Below are 25636 nucleotides of genomic sequence, written 5' to 3' on the forward strand. Positions count from 1 at the left end.
TCATGAAAGTAGGCTTGAACACCTTAAAGGAGCTTGGGTCAATGCTCACTGGCGATAGCGGGTTGATGCCGCGACGTTCTGGTGCTATGCTGGTCGAACTCTTCAACCAGCATGGGTTCAACGACCATTACCCGGAGGGCGGTGGCTTTCCCACCAGACGGATCTATGCCTTCGAGAACCTCAAGAAACTGAACGGCAAGGATGGGCTACGGGCATTCATCAACGCCATCTTCGATGCTCGAGTGTTTTTATCCGCACAACTCGAGTTGAAGCCCGCGGTCGACCACTTCAACAAGTTCCTGGCCTTCGACAACTACGAGCTTAGCTATGATGCCGGGCAGTACAAGGTGCGAGAGACCAAAGCGGGAACAGTAAGGTTCACACCTCCCGCCGCGCAGGGGGCACGTATCGACCATACATACATCGAAGAGCAGGTGGCGAAGTGTGACCGGAAGATCGCCGAGGCTGACTTTGCGGGCGCAATTACTAACGCTCGTACGTTGCTGGAGGGCGTTCTGCTACACATTGAGGAGAGGGTGACCGGTCAACCAGTCGTGAATGATGGGGACCTGTTGAAACTCTACAGACGAGTACAGAAGCTATTAAACCTGGACCCCGCCCAACAAGGTATCAGCGAACCTATTCGGAACCTGCTTTCGGGCCTGACTGGTGTGGTGAACGGCATGGCGAGCATGCGGAACAAGATGAGTGATGCACATGCGGGGTACAAGCCTGCAAAGCACCACGCCAAGCTGGCTGTCAACTCTGCTAAGACGTTGGCGGACTTTCTGTTCGAGACGTATGCATACCAGCAAGCGAAGATGAAGGCATGAGTAGCGAGTACTACCGTAGGCAAGTTCAAGCCCATCAGGAGAAAATCGGGCAACTCCAGAAGGAGAAGAGCCGCTTTGCAACCAAAGCCTCGGACGCCCTGAACAAGGCCAACGCGGCAAAGCTGGCTGCCAGTCGGACAAAAACGATCAGCACCATTGAGTCCAAACTTCGGGAAGCACAGCGGTGCGAGGAGGAGTACGCAAAGTGCCAAAAGGAATTGTCCCGGATCGAGGGCAAGATCACGGATGAAATGAAGCGGAAAGGTGATGCCGAGCGCTACTTACAACGTGAAGAGAAGCGGGAGGCGGAGCAGGCACAACGTAAGGCACAGGAACAGGCACGTGAGCAGGACGAACGTGCACGACGACTGGAGCGCTCGGCCGCACAGCACGAGTATCGATTGCATGATATCGGTTCAACATTAAGGGGACACGATCATTTGCATCGAGAAACCCGAGAGGCTATACAACGCTTGGAGCGCTTGCCGGAGCGCATCACAGTGCTCTTTGTAGCAGCCAATCCACTGGATCAGCAGCAGCTTCGGCTTGATGAGGAGGCGCGGGCTATCCAAGACATGATTCGCAAGTCCAAACATCGTGATTCGGTTGACTTTCGCAGTCATTGGGCTGCTCGGCCATTGGATATACTGCAAGCGGTGAATGAGCATGACCCTAGCATTGTCCATTTCAGCGGTCACGGATCTGAAGATGCTGAACTGGTGATGCAAGGCAACGTCGGTGAAACAAGGCTGGTAACCAAGGAGGCGATTGCACAGTCCTTGGCAACGTGTTCAGACAAGATCAAGCTCGTGTTCTTCAACACATGCTACTCAAGGGGTCAGGCAGAAGCGGTAGTGAAGCACATTCCTGCCGCCATTGGTATGAATACTTCGGTTGGGGATCATGCAGCACGCCTGTTCTCGTCCCAATTCTATTCGGCAATTGGCTTTGGTCTTTCGGTCAAGAAGTCGTTTGACCAGGCCAAGGCTGGACTCATGTTGGAGGGTGTCGAGGAAGAGGATGTGCCTGAGCTCTTTACCAGTGAGGGGGTGGATGCAAATGACTTGGTCATTGTGAAACCAGCTACCCCGCAATGACGCCCGGCTAAAACCATCCAACTTTACCTGTCTGGCAGCGATGAGGCCGGGATGCGGCGAGCGCACATTACTACATGAACGCACCTTGACGATGAGCGAGAACATTCAATACTGGCAGGTAGCCGCAGGTGATGCAGGCCGGGATTATGCCAAGGAGTTCATTCGCTACGGTGTCGCTTTCGTGGGTGGCACGGCCTTCGAGCGCATGATGAAGGAGGAGGTGAAAGTGGGTCATCGCATTCTGATCAAGAAGGGCAAGGGCACCATTCATGCCGCTGGTGCGGTGGTGGCGCGCGAAGGCCGGCACAACGGTCACGGGGACAAAGCGTGGATGCGTGACCTGGATGGTTGGGACCTGCCCGCCTATTGCTATGTGGACTGGCATGTACCACCTGCGCCAATGCCCGCCCCAGAGGGCTTGGCCATCTCCACGTTGAGCCGTGTTGGTGTTCCTGCTCTTGTTGCACTGTGTGATTCCATTATCCATGACCACCCCATCAGGCCGCACGAGCCTGAACCGGAGCCCGGCAAGGAGCTGGAGGACGAGCAGCTGATCGATCAGCTCATCATCCATGGGCTCAGCATTGGGTCGGCCGAGGGACTAAGCGATGCATTGCGCCGCATTCGCCGCTTGGTGAACTACTACTACCACAACGAGCACTGGCGAGACGTACGTGAACATGAGACCCGCACCTTTCTGGTGGTGCCACTCCTACTCTCCTTGGGTTGGCCGGAGCAATGCATCAAGATCGAGGAACCGGTAAAAGGTGGGCGCATGGACCTCGCTTTGTATGACAAGCCCTACTTCCATACCGATGCGCGCTGCCAGGTGATCATTGAAACGAAGGGCTTCTCCGAAGGACTTCAGTACGCCTCTGACCAAGCAAGCGCTTATGCCGAGCACCACCCTGACTGTCGGACCATCCTCGTGACGAACGGGTTTTGCTACAAAGCCCACCGCCGCAAGACGGACGGCTACCGGACCAGTGTGCCGGATGCCTACCTCAACTTGAGGGATCCGCGCGACCGGCATGCGTTGTACCCGGATGCGGGAGGAGCCTTGGAGGTGTTGAAGATGTTATTGCGGACGGGTGGATAGAGGAACTATTACCGAAGAACCATGACGCTGGACGAAGCAGTCGCGAAGCTTGAGGAGATCGCCAAGGCCGAGCGCTACAACAAGGAGGCGGTGAAGCGGCAGCTCCTCGCCAAGGGCTTTCACAAGGTGGGCCGTAGTCTCCTTGGCTGCAAGAACGAACAGGGCGATCTGGTCGCAGTCTTCACCCTTGTCGATTCCAAGAAGAGCACATCGAACACCATCACCTCGCTCAAGAACATTCTGAAGCACGATGAGCTTCCATTCGTGGCGGTGTTCCTGGACAAGAGCGCTGTCCGCTTCAAACTGGCCAACAGCAGCTTGATCAAAAAGGCCTCACACAGTAGTCAGGGGATAACCCTGGAACGGATCAAGGGCAGCATCAACGGGGGCGACATCCTCAATACCCTTGGGGATGTGCTGAACGAGCATGCGCACCTGGCCGAGTTGTTCGCGCAGCATAAGGATGAGGACCATGCGGAGCACCGCGAGCGGATCGTGGAAGCCACTCAAGCCATCAAGGGTCGCGCCCCTGCGACACCTCCCGATTGGGATGCTGTGGAGGAGAACCTACGGGATGGATCAGGGCTATTGGACAAGGCAATACTCGAGGAGATCCGACGCACACTCTTCGATCGTGTAGCGTCCATGCGCCAGGCCATTCTGGCTTGTGCCTCGCACACCTCACCGAAAGCCTTCGGCGATTGTGTGGAACGCATGATCCTGAGCACAGATCCGGCACATGCTCTTGGCGATATCCTGTTCGCCAATGGTCGGGTGGCCGTGGACATCAAGGGGCGCAAAGCAGGCGTGCCCAGCAGCCCCAAGGCCTTCAACGTGCAGAAGCTGGTGGACCACCTGAGCAAAGGACCGGGTGCGGCTTTGTTCTTCACCGTCACCGTGGATGTGCAGGCGGGCACCGTCGCTTGCACGCTCATCCACATGCTGCATCCCGAACTCATGAAGCACTACTGGCACGATGTGCGATGGTCAGGCCGCGGTTCGCTGGGCACCCTTTCCCTCAAGGGCGACCTGTCCGCAGTGCTGAACACGACCGAACGTCTGGATTTGGACGCACCCGCAGCCATCACCCGTTTACGGGAACTGCTCGGTGAAGAGCCCGGGGCCTAAAGCTCCTGGAACAGGCCTTCCTGCGGTTGGGCCTGCCGCGCCTTGGCCGGCTTGGCACCCCGCGCCAATTGTTCAGCCATGGTGTTCCGCTCCCAGAAGAAGCCGTCCACATATCCTTGGATGCTGGTGTCCTCCAGCGCGTTCTGCAGGCGCTTTTCGGCCAGCAGCGCGTACTCCAGTTCCTGTTCGATGCCGATGAAGCGCCGCCCCAGCTTGCGCGCCACCACGCTGGTGGTGCCGCTGCCCAGGAAGGGGTCCAGCACCACATCGCCGGGCCGTGAACTGGCCAGGATGAGCTTGGCAATGAGCTTCTCGGGTTTCTGCGTGGGGTGGTCCGTGTTCTCGGGCATGCTCCAGAAGGGCACGCTGATGTCCGTCCACAGGTTGCTGGGACTGGTGGCGCGGAAGTTCCCGTCCTCGCCCTGTTCCCAGTCCTTGGGCTTTCCGCTGGCATCGCGGTAAGGCGCGAGCACCTTGCGCTTCAGCTTCACGGCCTCCACATCGAAGTGGTAGTCGTCGCTGGCCGTGAGGAACCAGATGTCCTCCGAGCAGTTCTTCCAGTTGCTGAGCGCACCGCGGCCCTTCTCGCGTTCCCAGGTGATGCGGTTGCGCGTGATGAAGCGGCTCTCGGTGCCGGCCTGCACCAGGGCTGAAGTGCGCCAGTCGGAACAGATGTACAGCGACCCTGTCGGCTTCAGGATGCGCTGGAGCTCATGCAACCACAACGCCTGCCAGGCCAGATAATCTTCGCGGTCGCGCTCCTTGAAGGTGGTGCCGTTGTACACCTTGGTGAGGTTGTAGGGCGGGTCGGTGACAATGAGGTCCACAATGGCGGTGGGCAAGTGGGCCAGCACGCTGAGCGAATCCCCGAGGATCGTACGGTCCAGCACATCGGTCAGCGCTTGCGGGCCGTTCACCTGCAACAGGCGGGGCAGCAACTCGCTGCGGTCCGCATCAGTAAGCGTGAGGGTACGGTTGCGGGGGGCTCTGTTCTTCGGCTCCATGGTCACGGTACTGGAAAACTTGTCAGGATCGGATGGCTCAAGGTAGTGCTGGACCTTGCGGCACGGCGCCATCACAGGCCCAAAGTTCTTCACATGCGTCGGGCTGAACAAACTGCCCACCACGCTGCATCACCGCGCATACCCCTATTTTCGACCAATGGTCAGTGACGCAGGCACGTTGACGGCGGTCAAGGAGGATGCGGTCCGAGCGGGAGGACCCGCCCCCGTATCGCTACGCCTGTATACCATCGGCTATGAAGGCCTTTCGTTGAACGCCTTTATGGACCTGCTGACCAACGCAGGCGTGGCGGTGTTGTGTGATGTGCGCCGCAATGCCTTCAGCATGAAGCGCGGCTTCAAGAAGGGGCAATTGGCGGAAGCCTGCGAGAGCGTGGGCATCCGCTACGAGCACCTGCCCGGGCTGGGCATCGCCAGCAACGAGCGGAAGGACCTGGCGACACAGGCCGACCGTGACGCGCTTTTCCGGCGCTATGTGGGTTCCACGCTTTCCGCATCGAGCCACGAACAGGACCGGATCGTGGAACTCCTTGCCGATCATGGTCGCGTGGCCATCATGTGCTTCGAGGCCGATCCCGCGACCTGCCATCGCTCACACCTCGCGGCCACGCTCGAAGCGTCGCATCCAGGGCTCATCACCGTGCATCATTTACGCGCTTCCTGATCCTGCATGGCCTACACGGAGGATAACCTGGTGCAGCAGACCACCGCCGAGTACCTGGAACAGGAGCTCGGCTGGGACAGCGTCTATGCCTACGACCGGGAGACCTTCGGAGAGGGCAGCTTGCTGGGGCGTGCCAGCGACCGGGACATGGTGCTGGTGCGCGACTTGGAAGCGGCTTTGCGTCGCCTGAACAAGGACCTACCCGATGAGGCCTACACCGAGGCGGTGAAGCGCCTGACGGTGTACAGCGAAAGCCAGACTCTGCTGCAGACCAACCGGGAGCTGTACGAGCTGATCCTGGACGGGGTGCAGGTACACTACCGCGCCGCCGACGGCACGTTGAAGTCCACGCGGCTGAAGGTGATCGACTTCGATGAGCCGGGGAACAACCGCTTCCTGTGCGTGCGCGAGTTGTGGATACGCGGCCACTACCACCGCCGTCGCGCGGACATCATCGGATTCGTGAACGGGCTGCCCCTGCTCTTCATGGAACTGAAGAACATCCACAAGGACCTGCGCGCCGCCCACGACCGCAACCTGAAGGACTACAAGGACACGGTGCCGCACCTGTTCCACCACAACGCCTTCATTGTACTGGCAAACGGCGAGAAGGCGAAGCTGGGCTCCTTGAGCAGCAAGTACGAACACTTCCACGAGTGGAAGCGCCTGCACGAGGAGGATGCCGGCGTGGTGGACATGGAGACGCTGCTGAAGGGCGTGTGCAACCAACGCGACTTCCTGGACCTGCTGGAGAACTTCATCCTTTTTGACGAGAGCAGCGGCAAGCTGGCCAAGATCGTGGCGCGCAACCACCAGTTCCTGGGCGTGAACCGCGCCATGGACGCGGTGCGCCAGCGCCGGGAGCGCAAGGGCAAGCTGGGCACCTTCTGGCACACGCAGGGCGCGGGCAAGAGCTACAGCATGGTCTACTTCGCCCGCAAGGTGCGGCGCAAGATCAGCGGCGGCTTCACCTTCATCGTGCTCACCGACCGCGACGACCTGGACAAGCAGATCTACGACACCTTCGCCGGCTGCGGCGTGGTGAACAACGACACGGAGCGCTGCCGTGCGGGCAGCGGCAGCGAGCTGCGGTCCATGCTGAAGGAGCACAAGGCCTATGTGTTCACCCTGATCCAGAAGTTCAACAAGGACGTGGACCCGGCGAGCCCGTGGACGGAGCGCGACGATGTGATCGTGATGAGCGACGAGGCCCACCGGAGCCAGTACGGCCGTCTGGCGCTGAACATGCGCAACGCGCTGAGCAAGGCGAGCTTCATCGGCTTCACCGGCACACCGCTCTTCAAGAACGATGAGATCACCAGCCAGGTCTTCGGCGATTACATCAGCCAGTACGACTTCGGCCGGGCCGTGGAGGACGGCGCCACCGTGCCGCTTTACTACGATGCACGCGGCGAGAAGCTGGGCATTACCACCCGCGAACTGAACGAGAAGATCGCGGGCAAGCTGGAGGAGCTGGAGATCGAGGATGTGGATACGGCCGCCAAGCTGGAACAGGCCCTGCGCAGCGAGTACCACATCTACACGGCCTCCAAGCGCTTGGATGCCATCGCACGCGACTTCGTGCAGCACTACAGCACCGCCTGGCAGAGCGGCAAGGCCATGCTGGTGTGTTTGGACAAGCTGACCTGCGGCCGCATGTATGCCCTCATCGAGCGCTATTGGGCCGAGCGGATCGCGGAGCTGGAGCGATCCATCGCGAAACTGGAGGACGAACAGCAGGTGCAGTTGGTGCAGCGTCAGGTCAAGTGGATGCGGGAGACCCGCATGGCCGCGATCTTCAGCCAGGAGCAGAACGAGGTGGACAAGTTCCGTCAATGGGACTTGGACGTGCTGCCCCACCGGCAGCTGATGAACGACGGCTTCGAGACGCCGGATGGGAAGCGCATCGCCGTGGATGATGCCTTCAAGAAAGACGAGCATCCCTTCCGCATCGCCATCGTGTGCGCCATGTGGCTCACGGGCTTCGATGTGCCCAGCCTGAGCACCCTGTACCTGGACAAGCCCTTGAAGGCCCACACGCTGATGCAGGCCATTGCGCGCGCGAACCGGGTCTATGAAGGCAAGGTGAACGGCCTGATCGTGGATTACAACGGCATCACCCGCAGCCTTCGGGAGGCCTTGGTCACTTATGCGGGCAAGGAGGGGCAACCGGGTCCGGGACCAACAACCGGCGGTGGTGAGGATGAAGAGGGACCGATCAAGCCGGCGGAGGAGTTCCTCATCCCCCAGCTTGTGGAAGCCATCGAGGGCGTTAAGCAGTACGTGAAGGAACTGGGGCAGGACCTCGATGCGATCGGTGCAGCCAAGGGCTTCCACCGGATCAAGGCCATCGCGGACGTGAAGAACGCAGTGAACACCAACGACGAGTCGCGCAAGCGCTTCGAGGTGATGGCCCGCGAGGTGTTCAAGCGGTTCAAAGCGTGCATCACGTTCCCGGAGCATGTGAATCCATACCGCCACGATTACGACGCGATCAACGTGGTGTACAAGACCCTGCAGGAGGACCGTGATGCGACCAACATCGATGCGATCCTGAAGACCTTGCAGGGCATCGTTGACGAGGCCATCGACATCAAGCCGTCCCTGGCCGCCGAGCCCAAGCCCTACGACATCAGCAAGGTGGACTTCGAGCGGCTGCGCAAGGAGTTCGAGAAGAGCGCCCACAAGCAAAGCGCGGTGCAGCAGCTGAAGGACCTGATCGAGAAGAAGCTCGGGCGACTCATCCGCACCAACCCCCTGCGCACCGACTTCCAGGAGCACTACCAGGAGATCATCGACCGCTACAACCGCGAGAAGGACCGCCTGACCATCGAGCAGACCTTCGAGGAACTCCTGAAGTTCACCGAAGCCCTGGATGAAGAGCAGGACCGCGCGATCCGGGAAGGGCTGGACGAGGAATCACTGGCCCTTTACGATCTGTTGCGCAAGGATGGCTTGACAAAGAAGGACACGGAGCGCATCAAGCAAGTAGCCGCCGAGCTGCTGGAGAAGCTGAAGGCCGAGAAGCTGAAGGTGGACCAATGGCGCGAGAAAGAAGCCACCCGCGACGCGGTGCACATGACCATCTATGACTTCCTATACGACGACCGCACCGGTCTGCCTGCCGAAGCCTACACGGAGGATGAAGTGAAGGAACGTGCGGACCGTGTGTACTGGCATGTGGTGGGGCAGTATGGGGGAAATAATAGCGCATTCGTATAATATCGATCCATCTAGATGTCCCCCTTCCCCCTCAACGCCATCAAAGGCCGCGTGGCCGAGACCATCATCCAGGAGCTGTTCCTGGCCCATGATTTCAATGTGTTTCATTACGGCATGGAGCGCAGCGTGCCCGGCATCGCCCAGCTCACGCGCAAGACAAACGGGCCGGTCAATCAGCGCATCCGAACCATGCCCGACTTCGTGGTCCAGGATAAACGCAACAACCGGCTGCACTTCGTGGAGGTGAAGTATCGGGCCAGCGGTGCCTTCAGCATCGACGATGTGGGTCTGGACTATCCCTGGCCGCACGCCTTCTTCATCGTGGTGAGCAAGGAGCACATCATGTGTTTGACCTACAAGCAGCTGGCGTCGGGCAAGGCCATCACGCCCACGTGCACCAACCTGCTCATCGTGCGCAAGGACCTGGACCTGGACCGGAAGCTGATCGTGGAGTTCGGGCAGGTGGCAAAACGCTTCTTCAGCGGGGTATGAGCGAACATCCACTGCTTCCGGTGCTTCGCGGGACCCTGACCACCTTCGCGCAGGCCATCCTCCGCACCCCGTGGTACGGCAAGGAACGCGAGGCCGTGAGCTACTACGCCTTCGGCTTTCTGGCCAAGGCCTGTGCGCCGGGCGCGGTGCTTCACGATCCCGGGCAGATCGCCATGGAGGGTCGCATGCAGGGCGGGCCGCTGAACCGCAAGAAGGAGGTGTGCAAAGACCTGGTGATCTGGCCGGCCCCCGGCGCCAACTGCTGGAGCGCGGATCGGAAGGCGCTGCACTACCCGCTGGTGGTGATGGAGTGGAAGGCCAACAGCGCGCAGTTCTTCCCCTACGACCTGGAGCACCTCGCCAGCCTCACCCGGCAGGCCCCGCAGATGTTGGGTATCGCCGTCACCTTCGATGCGCGGCGGAAGGAAGTGCTGCGCGCGGCGCGGGTGGTGGCCGGGACCGTGGAGGAGGGGTGGCTGGAGGTGCGCTAGCCCACGGTCCATTCCACCACCATGAAGTCCTCCAGCGCGCACCCGCACCGCAGGGCGGCCTCCAGCCATCGCACCTGCGTGGCGCGGATGCGGTCCTTGCCCTTGCGCTTGCTCTCGGCGAAGACCAGCCGGCCGTCCTTCCAGGCCACCACGTCCCAGCAGCCGCCGAAAGTGTTGCCGTTGGCGGCGGCGATGGCGTGGAGGCGCTCGTTCACCCCCGGGTCCGCGATGGGCACCTGCACCTGGGCGGACGGGCCATGCGGATGCCATGCCCGCCAGAACCCGGGACGCAAGGCGGGCTTGCCGTAGGTCTCCACCCAGCGGCCCTGCCAGCCTGCTTCTTCGGAGAGGCGGAGGATGGCCACCTCGGCGAATTGGGGGCGGCCGTCCACGCGCAGGAGCTCCTTGTGGCCGAAGGTGTGGGCGGTGGCGCCGGCGGGATAGGGCGGGAAGGAGCAGGCGGCGCGCGGCACGCGATGGGTGCCCAGGGGCAGGGTGCCGGTGGTGTGGAGCGATGCGGGCAGCAGGGCGGCCATGGTCACGACCGGGCTTGAGCGACCGGCCGCCAGGACACGGCGGTCCCTTCGGCGGACCAGCCGGGCACCTGCCCGTGCGTGCGGGTCTTGGTGGCATCGGCGAGGGCGAAGAGCCGGCGGGCGTCGTCGGTGAGTGCGGGCAGCGTGATGAGGTCCCTCCAGTGGAGGGCGCCATCGAACACGCGCTCCGCCTCGTCCACCGATGCCTGCGGGAGGGCGGTGCGGGGCGTGTAGGTGCTGGACCACAGGCCGACGAGGAGCACCGTGGGGGCCTGATCGCCCAACAGGCTGCGGATGGCCTCGCGATCCGCGCGGAACTCGTTCATCTGCTCGGTGGCCAGTCCTTCATGCGCCTTCGCCTCGATGATCACCAGGTGCTTCGGGCCGAAGAGGCAGAGGTCGAAAGTGCGCTTGCGGGAGAATCCGGTGGTACCGATGGCATGCGCGCCCTGGTGGCCCAGCGCGTGGATGAGGTCGCGGTAGAAGGCCACCTCGAACCCGACCTCCCAGGGCCCGTTGCCCTCCAGCGCGTGAGCGGCGCCGTGCTTGTTCACTTCCGCTTGGATGCGATGGATGAAGGCGGACAGGTTCGCGGGTTCCTTCAGCGCCTGGTAGAGCTCCGCGCAGAAGAAGCGCTCGTCGCGCGTGAGGTCCAGCCAGCGATGGCCGTTGAGGTAGGGGTGTCCGCTCATGGTTCGTGCAAGATCGCGGATCTTGCTTCCCCATGCACCTCCTCTCCAAATCCACCTACATGCGGGGGCGGCAATGCTCCAAGGCGCTGTGGCTGTACAAGCAGCGCCGCGAGCTGCTGCCGCCGGTGGATGCGGCGCGCCAGGCCATCTACGACACCGGCACGGAGGTGGGGCTGCTGGCCCGGCAGCTCTTTCCCGGCGGGGTGGACTGCACGCCGGAGACGCCCACCGACTTCGCGCCGGCGCTGGCCGCCACGCAGCGCGCCATCGCGGACGGCGCCCCGGTGATCTACGAGGCCGCCTTTCTGCACGAGGACGTGCTGGCGGCGCTGGACATCCTGGTGAGGGACGCCGAGGGCTGGAAGGCCTATGAGGTGAAGAGCAGCACCAGCGCCAAGGAGTATCAGTGGCACGACGCGGCGCTGCAGGCGCATGTGATCGAGGGCTGCGGCATCCCGCTGGCGGACGTGAGCATCGTGCACCTCAACAGCCAGTACGTGCGGCAGGGGCCCCTCGACGTGCGGCAGCTCTTCGCCATCACCAGCGTGAAGCAGCTGGTGGATGCGGAACGCCGGGATGTGCCCGCCCGCATCGTGGCGCTGAAGGCCGTGGTGCAGCGCCCGGAGGCCCCGGCGGTGGACATCGGCCCGCACTGCACGGCGCCGTTCGATTGCGACTTCATGCACCATTGCTGGGCGCATGTGCCGGCGGTGGGCAGCGTGTTCGACCTCACGCGCGCCCGGGGCCGGGACTGGGACCTGTACCACCGGGGCATCCTGCTGCTGAAGGACATTCCGGACGGCGAGCCGCTCACCGCGGCGCAACAGCGGCAGGTGGACGGCGCGAAGCACGGCAGCCCCACGATCGACCGGCCCGCCCTGCGCCGCTGGCTGGGCGGGTTGCGCTACCCGCTGCACCACCTGGACTTCGAGACGGTGATGCCGGCGGTGCCGCTCTTCGAGGGCACCCGGCCCTTTCAGCAGCTGCCCTTCCAGTACAGCCTGCACGTGCAGGCGGCGCCCGGCGCTGCACCCGTACATCGCGCCTTTCTGGCGGAGGGCACGGGCGACCCGCGCGAGGCCTTCGTGCAGCGGCTGCTGGCGGACATCGGTGCGGAGGGCGACATCCTGGCCTACAACGCCACCTTCGAGAAGATGATCCTGCAGCAGCTGGCGCGCGACCGGCCCCCGCTCGCGGCGGCGGTGGAGGGGCTGATGGGCCGGATGAAGGACCTGCACACGCCCTTCCAGGCGGGCTGGTACGGGGTGCCGGCGATGAACGGACGCACCAGCATCAAGGTGGTGCTGCCCGCACTGGTGCCGGAGCTGAGCTACGGGGACCTTGCCGTGCAGGAGGGCGACAGCGCCAGCCGCCTCTTCCTGCAGCTGGTGACCGGCCGGTACGCGGGCGACGCGCTGCAGCTGCGGCGCGACCTGCTGGCCTATTGCGCGCTGGACACCCTGGCGATGGTGAAGGTGCTGGGGGTGCTGGAGCGTGGGGCAGCACGGGCGTGATGGAAGGAGGACGCCGACGTTCGGCTGTACGGGGAGCAGTGCTCTCGTATCCCCCGCGCCCCAGGATGTCGGCTGCACAGAACACCGATCCAGTCGATTCCTGGCCGCGAAGCCTCCACCTATCTTTGAGCGATAACACGCAGGCGATGGTGTACACGGTGACCAAACGGACCCCGAAACGGCGGGCAGGTGCGATGCTGAAACGCGCGGCCAAGCGCGCGCGCAAGCCGGGTGCGGACTTCAGCGACCTGGTCGGCACCGCGCCCTTGCACAAGGACCCGGTGAAGTTCCAACGCGCGCTCCGCGATGAGGAATGAGCGCATAGCCATCGATACCAACATCCTGCTGTACATCCTGGGCGGCGACAAGTCGCTCGCGTCGCTGCTAGCTGGAAAAGATGTGGTGGCCAGCGCCATGGTGCGCATGGAGGCCATGGTGTATCATGGAAAGGATGAAGGCCATCTGGAACATGTGCATGCGTTCCTGCGCCGTTGCGAAGTGGTGGAGATCCACCGCTCGGTGCAGGACCTTGCCGTGGACCTCCGATTGCGCTACAAGCTGAAGCTGCCCGATGCGATCATCGCCGCCACGGCGACTCACTTGGGCATTCCCCTCATCACGGCCGACAAGGTCTTTTCCAAGCTGGATCCGGAGTTCGAGGTGGTGGTGTATGGAAAGTGAGCGCCTCTGATCCCAGCTCCGTACCCTCGGTCCTGAGCGGTGGGGCTGGTACGGGGTGCCGGCGATGAACGGACGCACCAGCATCAAGGTGGTGCTGCCCGCGCTGGTGCCGGAGCTGAGCTACAGCGACCTTGCCGTGCAGGAGGGCGACAGCGCCAGCCGCCTCTTCCTGCAGCTGGTGACCGGCCGGTACGCGGGCGACGCGCAGCAGCTGCGGCGCGACCTGCTGGCCTATTGCGCGCTGGACACCCTGGCGATGGTGAAGGTGCTGGGGGTGCTGGAGGCGCAGGCGCGGGGGTGAGGGAGGTGCACGCAGCAGGGGAGAGGGCGCAGGGGCAAGAGACAAGGAACAAGGACCAAGAACCAAGAACCAAGAGCCAAGGCCGCCTTCGCCAAAGGCTGCGGCGTGCGATGAGCGGCCGGGATGCCGGTGGCGGCGAGGTTCGCACGATGGCCTACCTTTGGGTACGCCACATGGAAACCATTCACCTCCCGCTGATGATCGAGACCGATGAGGACGGTGTCTTCATCGTAAGCTGCCCGGCCTTCAAGGGCTGCCACAGCTATGGCCGCACCGTGGATGAGGCGATCGCCAACGTGCGGGAGGTCATTGCCATGTGCATGGAGGAGGAACGGCCCGAGCAGCTCAACCGGTTCGTGGGTTTCCGTGAGATCGAAGTCCCGGTGGACCGGCTGGCCTCCTGATGGACAAGTTGCCTGTTGTCAGCGGCAAAGACCTGATCAGGTTCCTGATGAAGCTTGGGTTCTCCGTGGTGCGGATCAATGGGTCGCATCACCGGTTGCGGCACCCGGACGGTAGGGTGACCACCGTACCCGTGCACGGGAGCGCTGAGCTGCCCAAAGGCCTTTTACGGAAGATCATTCGCGAAGACCTCAAGCTGGATCTCTCCGTGTTCAACGAGCTCTTCGAACGCCACCGGTGAACCGGGGTAGCGCTTGGGACCGTCCCGCAGGGCGGGACAGGTCGTGACCAGGGACGAGGGTCGAGTGTCAAGGTTCATGGAAGCGGACGGCCATCCTCGCGCCGCGTCAAGGAAGAAGGACCAAGAGCCAAGGCCGCCTTCGCCAAAGGCTACGGCGCACCGAGCACCTGAACCCAAGCCCACCCGCCAGCCTGGCCCACGGCCTCCGGCCAGCCTTATGACCTGGGACCTGAAGGCCTGGAGAATGGTGAAGGGAGCGTGGGAGGGGGGATCGGCATGAGGGGCCGTTCCGCGTCAGCCGCGATCAGCCGATCATTCAACCACCAGCTTGCTCCCGTCGACCCATCGTGATCCCGCCATCAGGTGCACATGGTACAGCCCTGCGGTCATGTGTTCCGGCAGCCGAATGGTGGTACTTGGCCCTGTCAAGGCCACCTGATGCACCACAGCCCCGGTGCCGGACGTGAACACGAGCTTGAACGGGCCGGTCACCTCGCGATCGGGCATGGACCGCAGCTCCACCATCAGTTCGGTCGATGCGTGCGATCGGAGCAGGGGGTTCGGCCGGACCGATAGGAATGTGGAGGGTTCGATCTCCTGCTCGAGCAGGCCGGTCAACGACTGGCAGCCGGGGACCACGCATCCAAAGCTGTCCACTTTCAAGAGCCAGCCATCCACACTGATGCCGAGGCTGTCATAGGCCGTGCCGGACAGAAGAAAGCCGCCATCCAGGGTGCGCTCAAGGCCCGTGATGTAATGGTCGTGGTTGCCCGTTTGGTAATGACGGTTCCAAACGACGTTTCCGGTGCTGTCCACGCGGACGAGCATTCCCCGGTTCACGAGATTGACCTCCCTGAAACCGCCGATCACCACATCACCGTTCCCCAGTTCTACGGGCTTGGTGCGGTAGGCACCTTGGTCCATCCACATCGGGTCGAACGAGACCATATGGTCCACACCGTTCGGGGCCAGCTTGTAAAGGACGGGCCGAATGCTCGTCAGAGGGAACTCGGGCTCGCCTCCGGCGACCGCGATGTGCCCATTGTGGAGCACCGATGCGTATGCCTGTGAGTCGTGCCAGGGGCTTCCAAGGGTCACTTGCCACAACCCCTGCCCACTTGGATTCGTCCGGATCACCCACATATCTGAATTCAGGCCGGTTATCGTGCGGTACCCTGAGATCACGAACCCACCATCAGCAGTTGTGTCGATGCTGATCGCGGTCTGCCCGTAGTCCTGTGCGTTGGTGTAGCGCTTGGTCCAGAGGGTGTCGCCATTGGCGTCGACGCGCACGAGCTTCGCGGACCTGATCGGACCGTCCTCGTAGCCGACCAGCGCAGCACCTCCGTCGCCCGTCAGCGACATGCCCAGGAAGGCCTCGGTGTTCATGGTCGTGTACCACCGGGACCAGAGGCTGTCCCCATTCGGTGAGAAACAATAGAGGATGCCATCATACTGCGACGTCCCGGACGGAATGCCCCCTCCTGCCCACAGCCAGGTTCCGTCCGCGCGGCGCTGAAGGCATTGGGTGCCTCCTCCGAACAGAGTGCCCATGGTGTCATTGGCTGTGGTGGACCAGAGCCAGGTGCCATCCGGCGCGACCCCGATGATCTTCGCGTTCCCAACGGCCCCCGTGTTGTAAGCCAACACGACGCGGTACGTGCTGTCAGGTGCCTGTGAAGCTCCGCCGATGTAGTCGGTCCCTCCACCACCATCGTACAGCCTTACCCAGCGCTGCTCTTGTCCAAGGAGAAGGACCGGGAGCACAAGTGCAGGTACAACGAACTGGAGCCGCATGGCCGGTAGAGGGTCACCCGAAGATAGTTCGCCGGGCTTGTTGGCGTGAACTCCCCTCCTGCGCGTGGAACACTCCACGCGCCGGGCAAGGAGGGGTCCGCCGTCGCTTCGCTATGGCGGACACTGCTGGGGGAGGTATCAACTCAGTCACGCCGTATTCTTTATGAAAGCGGAAACCACCCCGTACCCCTCCTTGTGCGTAGCAGCGAGCGATCGCTGCTCAGGAGGGGGCTTGATCCGGTGAACTCCCCTCCTGCGCGTGGAACGCTCCACGCGCCGGGCAAGGAGGGGTTGGGGGAGGTATCAGCTCGGTCACGCCGCATGCTTCATGAATGCGGAAACCACCCCGTACCCCTCCTTGTGCGGAGCAGCGAGGGATCGCTGCTCAGGAGGGGGCTTGATCCGGTGAACTCCCCTCCTGCGCGTGGAACGCTCCACGCGCCGGGCAAGGAGGGGTTGGGGGAGGTATCAGCTCGGTCACGCCGCATGCTTCATGAATGCGGAAACCACCCCGTACCCCTCCTTGTGCGGAGCAGCGAGGGATCGCTGCTCAGGAGGGGGCTTGATCCGGTGAACTCCCCTCCTGCGCGTGGAACACTCCACGCGCCGGTCAAGGAGGGGTTGGGGGAGGTATCAACTCAGTCACGCCGCATACTACATGGAAACGGAAACCACCCCGTGCCCCTCCTTGTGCGGAGCAGCGAGGGATCGCTGCTCAAGAGGGGGCTTGATCCGGTGAACTCCCCTCCTGCGCGTGGAACGCTCCACGCGCCGGGCAAGGAGGGGTTGGGGGAGGTATCAGCTCGGTCACGCCGCATGCTTCATGAAAGCGGAAACCACCCCGTACCCCTCCTTGTGCGGAGCAGCGAGGGATCGCTGCTCAGGAGGGGGCTTGATCCGGTGAACTCCCCTCCTGCGCGTGGAACACTCCACGCGCCGGTCAAGGAGGGGTTGGGGGAGGTATCAACTCAGTCACGCCGCATACTACATGGAAACGGAAACCACCCCGTGCCCCGAGACTGTTCAGTAAAGTGTGTCAGGCCGGATTGCGAACTTCAACACCTGACCCATGGAGGACAAGACGGACAAGTTCGATTACGAAGCCTTCGAGAAGGAGGCCATGAAGCAATTGCTACTGGGCAAGCCCTTGAGCGGCAGCGATGGGGTGCTGACCCCGCTGGTGAAGCGACTGATGGAGGCCTCGCTACGGGGCGAGCTGAGCGCTCACCTGGCCGAGGAGCCGCCTGGAGGTAACCGGCGCAACGGACATGGGCGCAAGCGGGTGAAGACCGCCCACGGAGAGGTGGAGATCGCCACGCCGCGCGACCGTGAGGGAACCTTTGACCCGGTGCTGCTGCCCAAGCGCGAGCGCGTGCTGAACGCCGAGCTGGACATGAAGATCATCAAGCTCTACGGGCTTGGGATGAGCCAGCGCGACATAAGCGACCATGTGCGGGACCTGTACGGCATCGAGGTGAGCGAGGCCACGATCAGCGCGGTGACCGACCAGGTGATCGCCGATGTACAGACCTGGCGGCAGTGGCCCTTGGAGGCGCGCTACGCGATCGTGTGGCTCGATGCGATCTACTTCAAGGTGAAGCAGGAAGGGCGCGTGGTGAACAAGGCCGTATACACCGCCTTGGGCGTTGGCCCCGATGGCCACAAGGACCTGCTGGGCCTGTACGTGGGGCAGAGCGAAGGGGCCAAGTTCTGGCTGGGCGTGCTGGGCGACCTGCGCCAACGCGGCGTGGAGGACATGCTGATCGCATGCATCGACAACCTGAGCGGCTTCTCCGACGCGATCTCCTTGGTGTACCCACAGAGCGATATCCAGCTCTGCATCGTGCACCAGGTGCGCAATACCCTGAAGTACGTCAGCTACAAGCACTACAAGGAGGTGGTCAAGGACATGCGGGCCATCTACCGGGCCCCTGGTGAGCAGCAAGCGCTGCATGCCCTGGAGGTCTTCAGCGACAAATGGGGGAACGCTACCCGCAGGCGGTGAGCTCCTGGCACACCAACTGGCCGCTGCTGGCCAGCCAGTACCGCTACAGCGAGCGCATCCGGCGGCTCATCTACACCACCAATCCCATCGAGGGCTTCCACGCTCAGCTGCGCAAGTACACCAAGACCAAGCGCGTCTTCGACAACGACATGGCCCTGCTCAAGCTGCTCTATCTGGCCCAGCAGCGCATCGTGGAGAAAATGGCCGCCAAGCCCATCTTCGCTTGGAGGGAGATAGCCGCCGAGCTACGCCTGCTCTTCGGCCCACGCTTCGATCCACAGGCGATCAACACCGATCAACAGGTTCTGAGTCTCCCCCGGACCCCCTCGTTCAAAACCCAACAACATCAACATCATCAGCAATAACGATGATGACACACTTTATCTAACAGACCCCGTGCCCCTCCTTGTGCGGAGCAGCGAGGGATCGCTGCTCAAGAGGGGGCTTGATCCGGTGAACTCCCCTCCTGCGCGTGGAACGCTCCACGCGCCGGGCAAGGAGGGGCCGGGGGAGGTTACAACTCAGGCAGAACGCATGCTTCATGAAAGCGGAAACCACCCCGTGCCCCTCCTTGTGCGGAGCAGCGAGCGATCGCTGCTCAGGAGGGGGCTTGATCGCGTGGAACTCCCCTCCTGCGCGTGGACCACTCCACGCGCCGGGCAAGGAGGGGTCCGCCGACGCTTCGCTATGGTGGACAATGCTGGGGGAGGTTGCGGCTCAGTCACGCTGCATGTTCTTGGAAACGGAAACCACCCCGTGCCCCTCCTTGTGCGGAGCAGCGAGCGATCGCTGCTCAGGAGGGGGCTTGATCGCGTGGAACTCCCCTCCTCAACCACTCACTTCCATCGGCTCCCCCAGTTGGTGCGTCAGCACAAAGCGCAGCAGCGCCTCCTTGCTGTGCAGGCCCAACTTGGTGTAGGCGTTGTGGCGGTGCGTTTCGGCCGTGCCCAGGCTGATGCCCAGGCGGCGGGCCACGGCGGCCAGGTCGGGCACATCGGCGCGGCAGAACAGCCGCAGCACCTCGCGCTCGCGCGGCGTCAGCGCCGCCCACCGCGCCTCCGCCGGCCGCGTGGCCGCCTCGTCCTCCACCCGCCGCCGCAGGTCGCGCGCCACCAGCTCGTTGTAGTAGAAGCCCTGGCTCAGCACCGTGCTCAGGGCCCGGTGCAGCTCGGCCGCCCGCACCGCCTTGGGCAGCACCGCCGCCGCCCCGCACTGCAGCGCGCGCCGCACCCCGCCCGGGTCCGGATCGTAGCTGATGGCCACCCCCTTGCTGCGCGGCTGGTGCCGCTGCATCCACCGCAGCGTGTCGTAGCCGTCGCGGCGCGGCATCCGCAGGTCCACCACCGCCAGGTGCACATGCCCCAGCTCCCGGCAGCGCTCCTCGTAGTCCACCCCGTCGCAGGCCTCCAGCACCGTGTGCGCCACCGGCCACCCCGCCAGCGCATCCACCAGCCCGCGCCGGGCCAGCTCGTGGTCGTCGATCACCGCAATGCGCAGGGGGCTGGGGGTGCTCATGGCGTCGTAGGGGCCCTCAGTGGCCCACCCCCGCAAATTTTTTCGGCCGCCCCCGCACCTCCAAGCACCCGGGGGGGTGATTTTTCACCGGGGGGGCACCCATGGTTTTTTCCCTCTTGCGCCGATCGAGCGGATCGCTAGGTCGGGGGCCCGCGGTGCCGCCCGCCGGTGGCGTGGCGGCCTTGGTCCTGGGCTTCAGGGCCCGCGCCGGGCGCGGGCGGGCTGGGTTTTGGGGCTTTAGGTAGAGCGGTAAGGAGGTCGGGCGGAGCGGGGTGGGGGGGGTGAACGGCCGGAGGCGAACGGAGGGCTGGCCTCAGGCCCAAGGAATAACTTCCGGCCGTGATGGTGAACTTGAAGCGAGTACAATGAGAAAGGGCCCTAGAGCCGGTACACAGTTCCTATGCCTACGAACAAGAACGCCGTCATCCGCTACCAGGCACTTGACCGCTGCTTCGCCAGCCGGGGCAAGCGGTACTTCTGGGAGGACCTGTTGGAGGCGGTGAACGAGGCCATCTACGAGTACAGCGGAAAGGGCAAAGGCATCAGCCGGCGCCAGCTCTTCGAGGACATCAAGTACATGGAGAGCGACCAAGGGTGGGCCATCCCCCTTGAACATCACAAGGAGGGCAAGCGGGTATGGTACCGCTACAGCGACCCGGACTTCTCCATCAACAAACGGCCTCTGAACGATGACGAAGCAAGCCAGTTGAAGGAAGCGCTGCTCACCCTTAACCGCTTCAAGGGCATGCCGCAGTTCCAATGGGTGGATGAGCTGGTGGCGCGCTTGGAATCTGGCTTCGGCCTGAAGCAGGGGGCTGAGCGCATCATCGAGTTCGAGGAGAACCCCTACCTGAAGGGCAGCGAGCACATCACCACGCTGTTCCAAGCCATTCTGGGCAAGCAGGTGCTGGACGTGAGCTATCAAGGGTTCAAGCAAGCGAAACCCACGGTACTGCGCTTCCACCCTTACTATCTCAAGCAGTACAATAATCGCTGGTTCGTGTTCGGGCTCAATGAGGAGTTCAAGAGCCTTACCAACATGGCCTTGGACCGGATCCACGCTGTTGCTCCCGCTAAAGGAGGATACATCGCGAACAAGGACATAGACTTCACCGAGTATTTCGATGACGTGGTGGGTGTAAGTGTCCCTCTCGACCAGAAGCCTGTGAAGGTGGAACTCCTGGTCACCGCCGAATTATTGCCCTACATACACACCAAGCCCATCCATGGTTCCCAAAAGGTGGGAAAGGGTCTGGACGGGAGGACAGCAGTGACGTTGCAGGTGATCCCGAACTACGAATTGGAGACGGTGCTCCTTGCCTTTGGAGAGGGTGTTGAGGTGCTGGCGCCAAAGGCACTTCGAGACCGTCTGAAGGCTCGGGTGAAGGCCACAGCGGCCCGGTACAAGTGACTGATGCAGCTATGATGCACAGGATGAAGACTATTTTGCAGGCACACTCATGAGCAGGAAGATCGGCTTCACCAATTTCCGGCGGTTCATCGACTTTGAACCGATCGAGTACGACCGCGTCACCTTTCTGGTAGGGCGCAACAACTCCGGTAAGAGCACCGTGGTAAAGGCCCTGATGCTGGTGGTGAACTACCTGAAGTCAGGCAGGATCGATCAGATTAGCTTCAGCGACAAGGTGCTCGAGAGCGTCAACATTGTCACCTACGAGCGTGCGAAGAACCGCTTGGCGAAGGAGAACCTGATCCGCTTCATACATGCTCTGGGGCCATTCGAAGTCGCCTTGACGGTCACAGGAGAGGATGGCAAAACTTCTGGACGGGTGCAGAGACTCTCTATTCAGGACAAGGTGAGGAACCTTCTGATCGAAGTCGCGCCCGAGCAGCGAACCATTTCAATCACAGCCGAAGGCGCTCAGGAGCAAGGAGCAACACGAAAGTCCAGTGCCCTAGAGGAGCTCGAACGGAGGATCCAGAGCCTCAGAATGGACTTGAAAGGTTCGGGGCTACCGAAAACAAGTGCGGGGTATATCAAGCTGAACCAGGAGCTCAGGACATTGGTGAAGAGGAGGCCCGAGTTGAAAAAGGCGATCAAAGCCGAGATGCCTGCTGGGTCTGGATATACTGTGAGTTCCTTCTATCCTACGGGACTCGACTTGAGCCAAGCCTTGCAGGGCTTTCTTGACGAGATCCGACGAATGAGCTTGGAGCGATACAAGAAATTAGCGGAGAACAAGGCCAAGAAGAAGAAGGACCTGGAAGCTGGCTTTGCGAATTACAAAGCAGCCCAGGCAAACCGACGCAAATTGGAGGAAAGTGTCCAGGCCTTCTTTGAAGAAGTTGATCGGGTTGGCTTGTACTACCTGGGTGCGAGCAGCATCAAGCAACCGGCGCTCTATGCCATCCGGGACCGGAATAATGCCCTGGCACAAGCAATAGACGACTATCAGCAGCTTGGGGTCTTGCCTGGTGAGGAAGCTCATCGGTTCATCCTTCAATGGCTGTCTGACGATGAAGGGTTTGAAGTGGGCGATGACTTCGAAGTTGTGATGCGCTCCGGCGAGGCGTACGAAGTGAACGTGTTCTCTCATGGCACCAAGATCCCTTTGTCGGATAAGGGCATGGGGTCCATCCAAGCCATGCTCCTGCTCTTCCGCTTGGCCTGCATCATCCATAAGACCAAGGTGAATCCAGCTTATCGTCCAATTGTCATCATCGAAGAGCCGGAATTGAACCTACACCCCAAGTTGCAGAGCCGGTTAGCGGACCTCTTCCTGGGCGTCCATCGCAAGCATGGAGTGGAGTTCATCATTGAGACCCACTCGGAGTATGCCATCCGTAAGACTCAAGCCTTGGTGAAGGTGAATGAGTTTGAGGTACCCCCGAACGAGAACCCTTTCACGATAGTCTACTTCGACAAGGATGGCCTCTCCACCTGGAAGATGAAGTACCGGCCCGATGGTCGGTTCGAAAATGAGTTCGGCGAGGGCTTCTATGACATCTCCGGCAACCTCACCTTGGACCTGATCTGATGACGGTGTACTTCGACAAAGCGAACCTCGAGGTGTTCGCGGGCCGGAAAAGCGAGGCCATGTACCCGGATTGCCTCCGCATGGTGCAGCGCGACTTGGACAAGACGTTCAACTTCTCCAAGGATGAACTGAAGGCGAATGCCAACCTGTTGGCGTGGTTTCAGCTACACATGGCCGGGAACATTGGGAAGACCACCATCACTTACGCCGACCCCGTTTTCCCTGTTCGACCACTCAAGTCCAATACACCCAACACGTTCAATGCCACACAATTGGCCAGCGTTTATCTGCTCGATGACGAGCGGATGGATGCCTTCAAGGGAACCTCGGCCGTTCTTGCTGGCAAGCCAGGAGAGTGCATTGAAACGCTGACCCCACTCTTCCTTGGTAACGGTGACTATAAGTTCGAGCGCAAGTATCGCATCAGCGATAAGGCGAATGTTGGAGCAACTACACCGCCCGCGACCTTCTGCGAGTGGGCGCAACTGAAGGAGGTTGCCACACCTATCACTGATATTCTGATCGTTGATCGCTTTATTGCGCATGATGTGTCATTGCTACCGGCGAATCTCGAAGCTCTTATTGCGGGCCTCGGATGCCATAGCCGCACCGCGGTCAACGTGGTCATCTATACTGACTCATCGAAACTGAAGGCTGACTACACCGCCCTCAGAGCAAGGGTTCGAGCCGCGATACAAAGAGCGACGGGAAAGCAGGGAACCTTCACTTTGGTGTCAGTAACGACCATCAAAGGACTTAAGTCATTCGGCGAGCACGACCGGACTATTCTCACGAACTATTTCCGGGTGTATTCCGGAGATTCATTTAACTATTGGCTGAGCAATGGCACGAAGACCACTACGGGGCGAGAGATCTCCTTCAGTTCCTTGGCCGATGAGACGAACCGTCTACTGGCAAAGCAACTCGTGGCCGACCTGCAAGCCAACTTGGACCAGCTATCTGACCGGTCCATAGAGGGCGACAAGAAGTCCGGTTTCTTCACCTTCAAATGACCTGTGCACATCCACTGCACAGAAGCCCCCTTCCTTTGCATCGTCAACGGAACAACGACCCCGAACATGACCGATAAGAAAGCCGACGTCTCCTTCATCTTCGAGATCACCAACAAGGTGCTCTGGAACGTCTTCAAGAAGAACGAGATCGGCGATGTGCTCCTGCCCTTCGTGGTGCTGCGTCGTCTGGACTGCATCCTGGAGCCGGTGAACCCCAAGGTGCGCGAGGCCTACACCAAGTTCAAGGACAAGGTGAACGAGGAGAAGCTCACTCCCATCCTGCGCAAGGCCGCCGGGGGGCTCCAGTTCTACAACACCAGCAAGCACACGCTCAGCAGCTTGCTGGAGAACCCGCGCACCGTTGACATCGACTTCAACAACTACCTCAACGGGTTCAACCAGGAGGTGCGCGACATCTTCGAGAACTTCCAGTTCAGCAAGGTGGTGGCGCGGCTGCTGAAGAACAAGCTGCTGTACGAGATGATCGATGCCATCTGCAAGGTGGACCTGCACGTGGAGAAGATCGATCACCACAAGATGGGGCTCATCTTCGAGGAGCTCATCAGGATCAGCAACGAACAGAGCAACGAGACGGCGGGTGAGCACTTCACGCCGCGCGACGTGATCGAGCTGATGTGCAAGGTGATCTTCAGCACCGAGAAGAAGGAGTTGTGCCAGGAAGGCATCATCCGCACCATCTACGACCCGACCTTGGGCACCGGCGGCATGGTGAACCTGGCCAAGAACTACATCCTGGATGAGCTGCTGGAGAAGTGCAAGACCCCGCCCACGCTCCGCACCTACGGGCAGGAGATCAACGAGCAGTCCTACGCCATCGCCAAATCAGAGGCGCTGATCACCGGGGAGGACGCCAGCAACATCAGGCACGGCAACACGCTCACGGACGACCAGTTCCCCGACAAGCACTTCCACTACCAGCTGGCCAACCCGCCCTACGGCGTTACCTGGGTGCGCGACCAGGACGCCATTGTGAACGAGAGCACCAACCCGGCCGGGCGCTTCTATGCCGGCCTGCCCCGCACCAGCGACGGCACCTTGCTCTTCATCCAGCACATGCTGCACAAGGCCGAGCGTGAGAACGGCAAGATCGCGGTGGTCACCAACGGCTCGCCGCTCTTCACCGGCAGCGCGGGTAGCGGCGAAAGCGACATCCGCAAGCACATCATCAGCAACGATTGGCTGGATTGCATCATCGCCCTGCCCAAGGACCTGTTCTACAACACCGGCATCAACACCTACATCTGGTTCCTCACCATGCGCAAGGCGCCCAACCGCCGGGGCAAGGTGCAGCTGATCAACGCGAACGTGCCGGAGGACAAGGCCAATGGCGTCACCGGCTTCTGCCGACCGGAGAAGCGCAGCATGGGCAACAAGCGCAACAAGCTCTACAGCGACCAGATCGATGAGCTGGTGCGCATCTACCAGGCCTTTGAGCCGGGGCCCTACTGCAAGATCATGGCGAACGACGAGTTCGGCTACTACCGCGTAACGGTGGAACGGCCGCTGCTGAACGCCAAGGGTAAGGTGACGTTGGACAAGAGCGGCAACCCCAAGCCGGACCCCAAGCGACGCGATACCGAGAACATCCCGCTGGGCGAGAACATCGAGGCCTACTTCGAGCGGGAGGTGATCCCCCACGCCCCCGATGCCTGGATCGACCACGACAAGACGCGCATTGGCTACGACATCAACTTCACCAAGTACTTCTATGAGTATCAGCGCTCAAGGCCACCAGCTGAGATCGAGAAGGACATCATCCGCATCAACAAGGAAGTCGTGGGTCTGTTGGAAGAGCTGTTCACACGCTGATGAATCGTTACCCGACATATCGCCACTCGGGCGTCGATTGGATCGGTGAGGTGCCGGAACAC

23 protein-coding genes and 1 pseudogene are annotated in these 25636 nt (G+C 61.7%); 19 read left to right on the plus strand and 5 right to left on the minus strand.

The features are described 5' to 3' along the window. Nucleotides 1-2: 2 nt before the first annotated feature. From IPM49_00615 to IPM49_00630, 4 genes are all read left to right on the plus strand, one after another. The gene (locus tag IPM49_00615; GenBank protein MBK9273027.1) at nt 3-833 is read left to right on the plus strand and encodes an abortive infection family protein; all 831 of its coding nucleotides are present in this window, start codon (nt 3-5) and stop codon (nt 831-833) included. Further along, nucleotides 830-1930 (plus strand): CHAT domain-containing protein, encoded by a 1101-nt coding sequence (locus tag IPM49_00620; GenBank protein MBK9273028.1) that lies wholly within the window; start codon nt 830-832, stop codon nt 1928-1930. The genes IPM49_00615 and IPM49_00620 overlap by 4 nt, the downstream gene beginning before the upstream one ends. 91 nt (nt 1931-2021) lie before the next feature. Next, nucleotides 2022-3029, plus strand: coding sequence for a type I restriction enzyme HsdR N-terminal domain-containing protein (locus IPM49_00625; GenBank protein MBK9273029.1), 1008 nt, complete (start codon nt 2022-2024; stop codon nt 3027-3029). A 21-nt stretch (nt 3030-3050) separates the two neighbouring features. Beyond that, nucleotides 3051-4157 carry a hypothetical protein gene (locus tag IPM49_00630; GenBank protein ID MBK9273030.1) on the plus strand — a complete coding sequence of 369 codons (1107 nt, stop codon included), beginning with the start codon at nt 3051-3053 and terminating at the stop codon, nt 4155-4157. On the opposite strand, the gene IPM49_00635 is transcribed toward IPM49_00630, so the two are convergent. Further along, a complete protein-coding gene (locus IPM49_00635) occupies nt 4154-5161 on the minus strand; it encodes a site-specific DNA-methyltransferase (GenBank protein MBK9273031.1) in 1008 nt (335 codons plus the stop codon). The genes IPM49_00630 and IPM49_00635 overlap by 4 nt on opposite strands. Nucleotides 5162-5318: 157 nt before the next feature. Between IPM49_00635 and IPM49_00640 the strand changes: the two genes are divergently transcribed. The 4 genes from IPM49_00640 to IPM49_00655 are packed head-to-tail and all read left to right on the plus strand — an operon-like array spanning nt 5319 to nt 10048. Next, the gene (locus IPM49_00640) at nt 5319-5843 is read left to right on the plus strand and encodes a DUF488 domain-containing protein (protein ID MBK9273032.1); all 525 of its coding nucleotides are present in this window, start codon (nt 5319-5321) and stop codon (nt 5841-5843) included. A 6-nt stretch (nt 5844-5849) separates the two neighbouring features. Then, a complete protein-coding gene (locus IPM49_00645; GenBank protein MBK9273033.1) occupies nt 5850-9065 on the plus strand; it encodes a type I restriction endonuclease subunit R in 3216 nt (1071 codons plus the stop codon). Between the two features lie 15 nt (nt 9066-9080). Further along, nucleotides 9081-9557, plus strand: coding sequence for a hypothetical protein (locus tag IPM49_00650; protein MBK9273034.1), 477 nt, complete (start codon nt 9081-9083; stop codon nt 9555-9557). Next, nucleotides 9554-10048 carry a hypothetical protein gene (locus IPM49_00655; GenBank protein MBK9273035.1) on the plus strand — a complete coding sequence of 165 codons (495 nt, stop codon included), beginning with the start codon at nt 9554-9556 and terminating at the stop codon, nt 10046-10048. The genes IPM49_00650 and IPM49_00655 overlap by 4 nt, the downstream gene beginning before the upstream one ends. On the opposite strand, the gene IPM49_00660 is transcribed toward IPM49_00655, so the two are convergent. Both IPM49_00660 and IPM49_00665 read right to left on the minus strand, forming a co-directional pair. Beyond that, nucleotides 10045-10584: a hypothetical protein gene (locus IPM49_00660; protein ID MBK9273036.1), complete on the minus strand. Its 540-nt coding sequence runs from the start codon at nt 10582-10584 to the stop codon at nt 10045-10047. The genes IPM49_00655 and IPM49_00660 overlap by 4 nt on opposite strands. Nucleotides 10585-10586: 2 nt before the next feature. Further along, nucleotides 10587-11276 carry a hypothetical protein gene (locus IPM49_00665; GenBank protein MBK9273037.1) on the minus strand — a complete coding sequence of 230 codons (690 nt, stop codon included), beginning with the start codon at nt 11274-11276 and terminating at the stop codon, nt 10587-10589. 32 nt (nt 11277-11308) lie between these two features. On the opposite strand from IPM49_00665, the gene IPM49_00670 reads away from it, so the two are divergent. From IPM49_00670 to IPM49_00695, 6 genes are all read left to right on the plus strand, one after another. Then, nucleotides 11309-12790, plus strand: coding sequence for a DUF2779 domain-containing protein (locus IPM49_00670; GenBank protein ID MBK9273038.1), 1482 nt, complete (start codon nt 11309-11311; stop codon nt 12788-12790). A 125-nt stretch (nt 12791-12915) separates the two neighbouring features. Further along, complete coding sequence (locus tag IPM49_00675; protein MBK9273039.1) at nt 12916-13107, plus strand: hypothetical protein; 192 nt, start codon at nt 12916-12918, stop codon at nt 13105-13107. Next, entirely contained in the window at nt 13097-13471 is a 375-nt protein-coding gene (locus IPM49_00680) for a type II toxin-antitoxin system VapC family toxin (protein MBK9273040.1), read from the plus strand. Before IPM49_00675 ends, IPM49_00680 begins: the two co-directional genes overlap by 11 nt. 64 nt (nt 13472-13535) lie before the next feature. Next, entirely contained in the window at nt 13536-13772 is a 237-nt protein-coding gene (locus IPM49_00685; GenBank protein MBK9273041.1) for a hypothetical protein, read from the plus strand. Between the two features lie 173 nt (nt 13773-13945). Beyond that, entirely contained in the window at nt 13946-14176 is a 231-nt protein-coding gene (locus IPM49_00690) for a type II toxin-antitoxin system HicB family antitoxin (protein ID MBK9273042.1), read from the plus strand. Next, nucleotides 14176-14415 carry a type II toxin-antitoxin system HicA family toxin gene (locus tag IPM49_00695; GenBank protein ID MBK9273043.1) on the plus strand — a complete coding sequence of 80 codons (240 nt, stop codon included), beginning with the start codon at nt 14176-14178 and terminating at the stop codon, nt 14413-14415. The genes IPM49_00690 and IPM49_00695 overlap by 1 nt, the downstream gene beginning before the upstream one ends. A 312-nt stretch (nt 14416-14727) precedes the next feature. On the opposite strand, the gene IPM49_00700 is transcribed toward IPM49_00695, so the two are convergent. Continuing rightward, complete coding sequence (locus tag IPM49_00700; protein MBK9273044.1) at nt 14728-16212, minus strand: hypothetical protein; 1485 nt, start codon at nt 16210-16212, stop codon at nt 14728-14730. A 1069-nt stretch (nt 16213-17281) separates the two neighbouring features. Between IPM49_00700 and IPM49_00705 the strand changes: the two are divergent. After that, nucleotides 17282-18504 (plus strand): annotated as a pseudogene (locus IPM49_00705) (IS256 family transposase). 541 nt (nt 18505-19045) lie between these two features. Here IPM49_00705 and IPM49_00710 read toward each other — a convergent pair. Continuing rightward, complete coding sequence (locus IPM49_00710; GenBank protein ID MBK9273045.1) at nt 19046-19732, minus strand: response regulator transcription factor; 687 nt, start codon at nt 19730-19732, stop codon at nt 19046-19048. Nucleotides 19733-20132: 400 nt separating this feature from the next. Here IPM49_00710 and IPM49_00715 point away from each other — a divergent pair, with 400 nt between their 5' ends. The 4 genes from IPM49_00715 (at nt 20133) to IPM49_00730 (ending at nt 25574) form a co-directional block, all read left to right on the plus strand. Next, a complete protein-coding gene (locus tag IPM49_00715; GenBank protein MBK9273046.1) occupies nt 20133-21143 on the plus strand; it encodes a WYL domain-containing protein in 1011 nt (336 codons plus the stop codon). A 49-nt stretch (nt 21144-21192) separates the two neighbouring features. Continuing rightward, nucleotides 21193-22731: an AAA family ATPase gene (locus IPM49_00720; protein ID MBK9273047.1), complete on the plus strand. Its 1539-nt coding sequence runs from the start codon at nt 21193-21195 to the stop codon at nt 22729-22731. After that, nucleotides 22731-23744, plus strand: coding sequence for a hypothetical protein (locus tag IPM49_00725; protein ID MBK9273048.1), 1014 nt, complete (start codon nt 22731-22733; stop codon nt 23742-23744). The genes IPM49_00720 and IPM49_00725 overlap by 1 nt, the downstream gene beginning before the upstream one ends. Nucleotides 23745-23810: 66 nt before the next feature. Continuing rightward, nucleotides 23811-25574 carry an SAM-dependent DNA methyltransferase gene (locus IPM49_00730; GenBank protein ID MBK9273049.1) on the plus strand — a complete coding sequence of 588 codons (1764 nt, stop codon included), beginning with the start codon at nt 23811-23813 and terminating at the stop codon, nt 25572-25574. The last annotated feature ends 62 nt before the right edge of the window (nt 25575-25636 follow it).

It is taken from the genome of Flavobacteriales bacterium (assembly GCA_016715895.1).
Lineage (GTDB): Bacteria > Bacteroidota > Bacteroidia > Flavobacteriales_F > PHOS-HE28 > PHOS-HE28.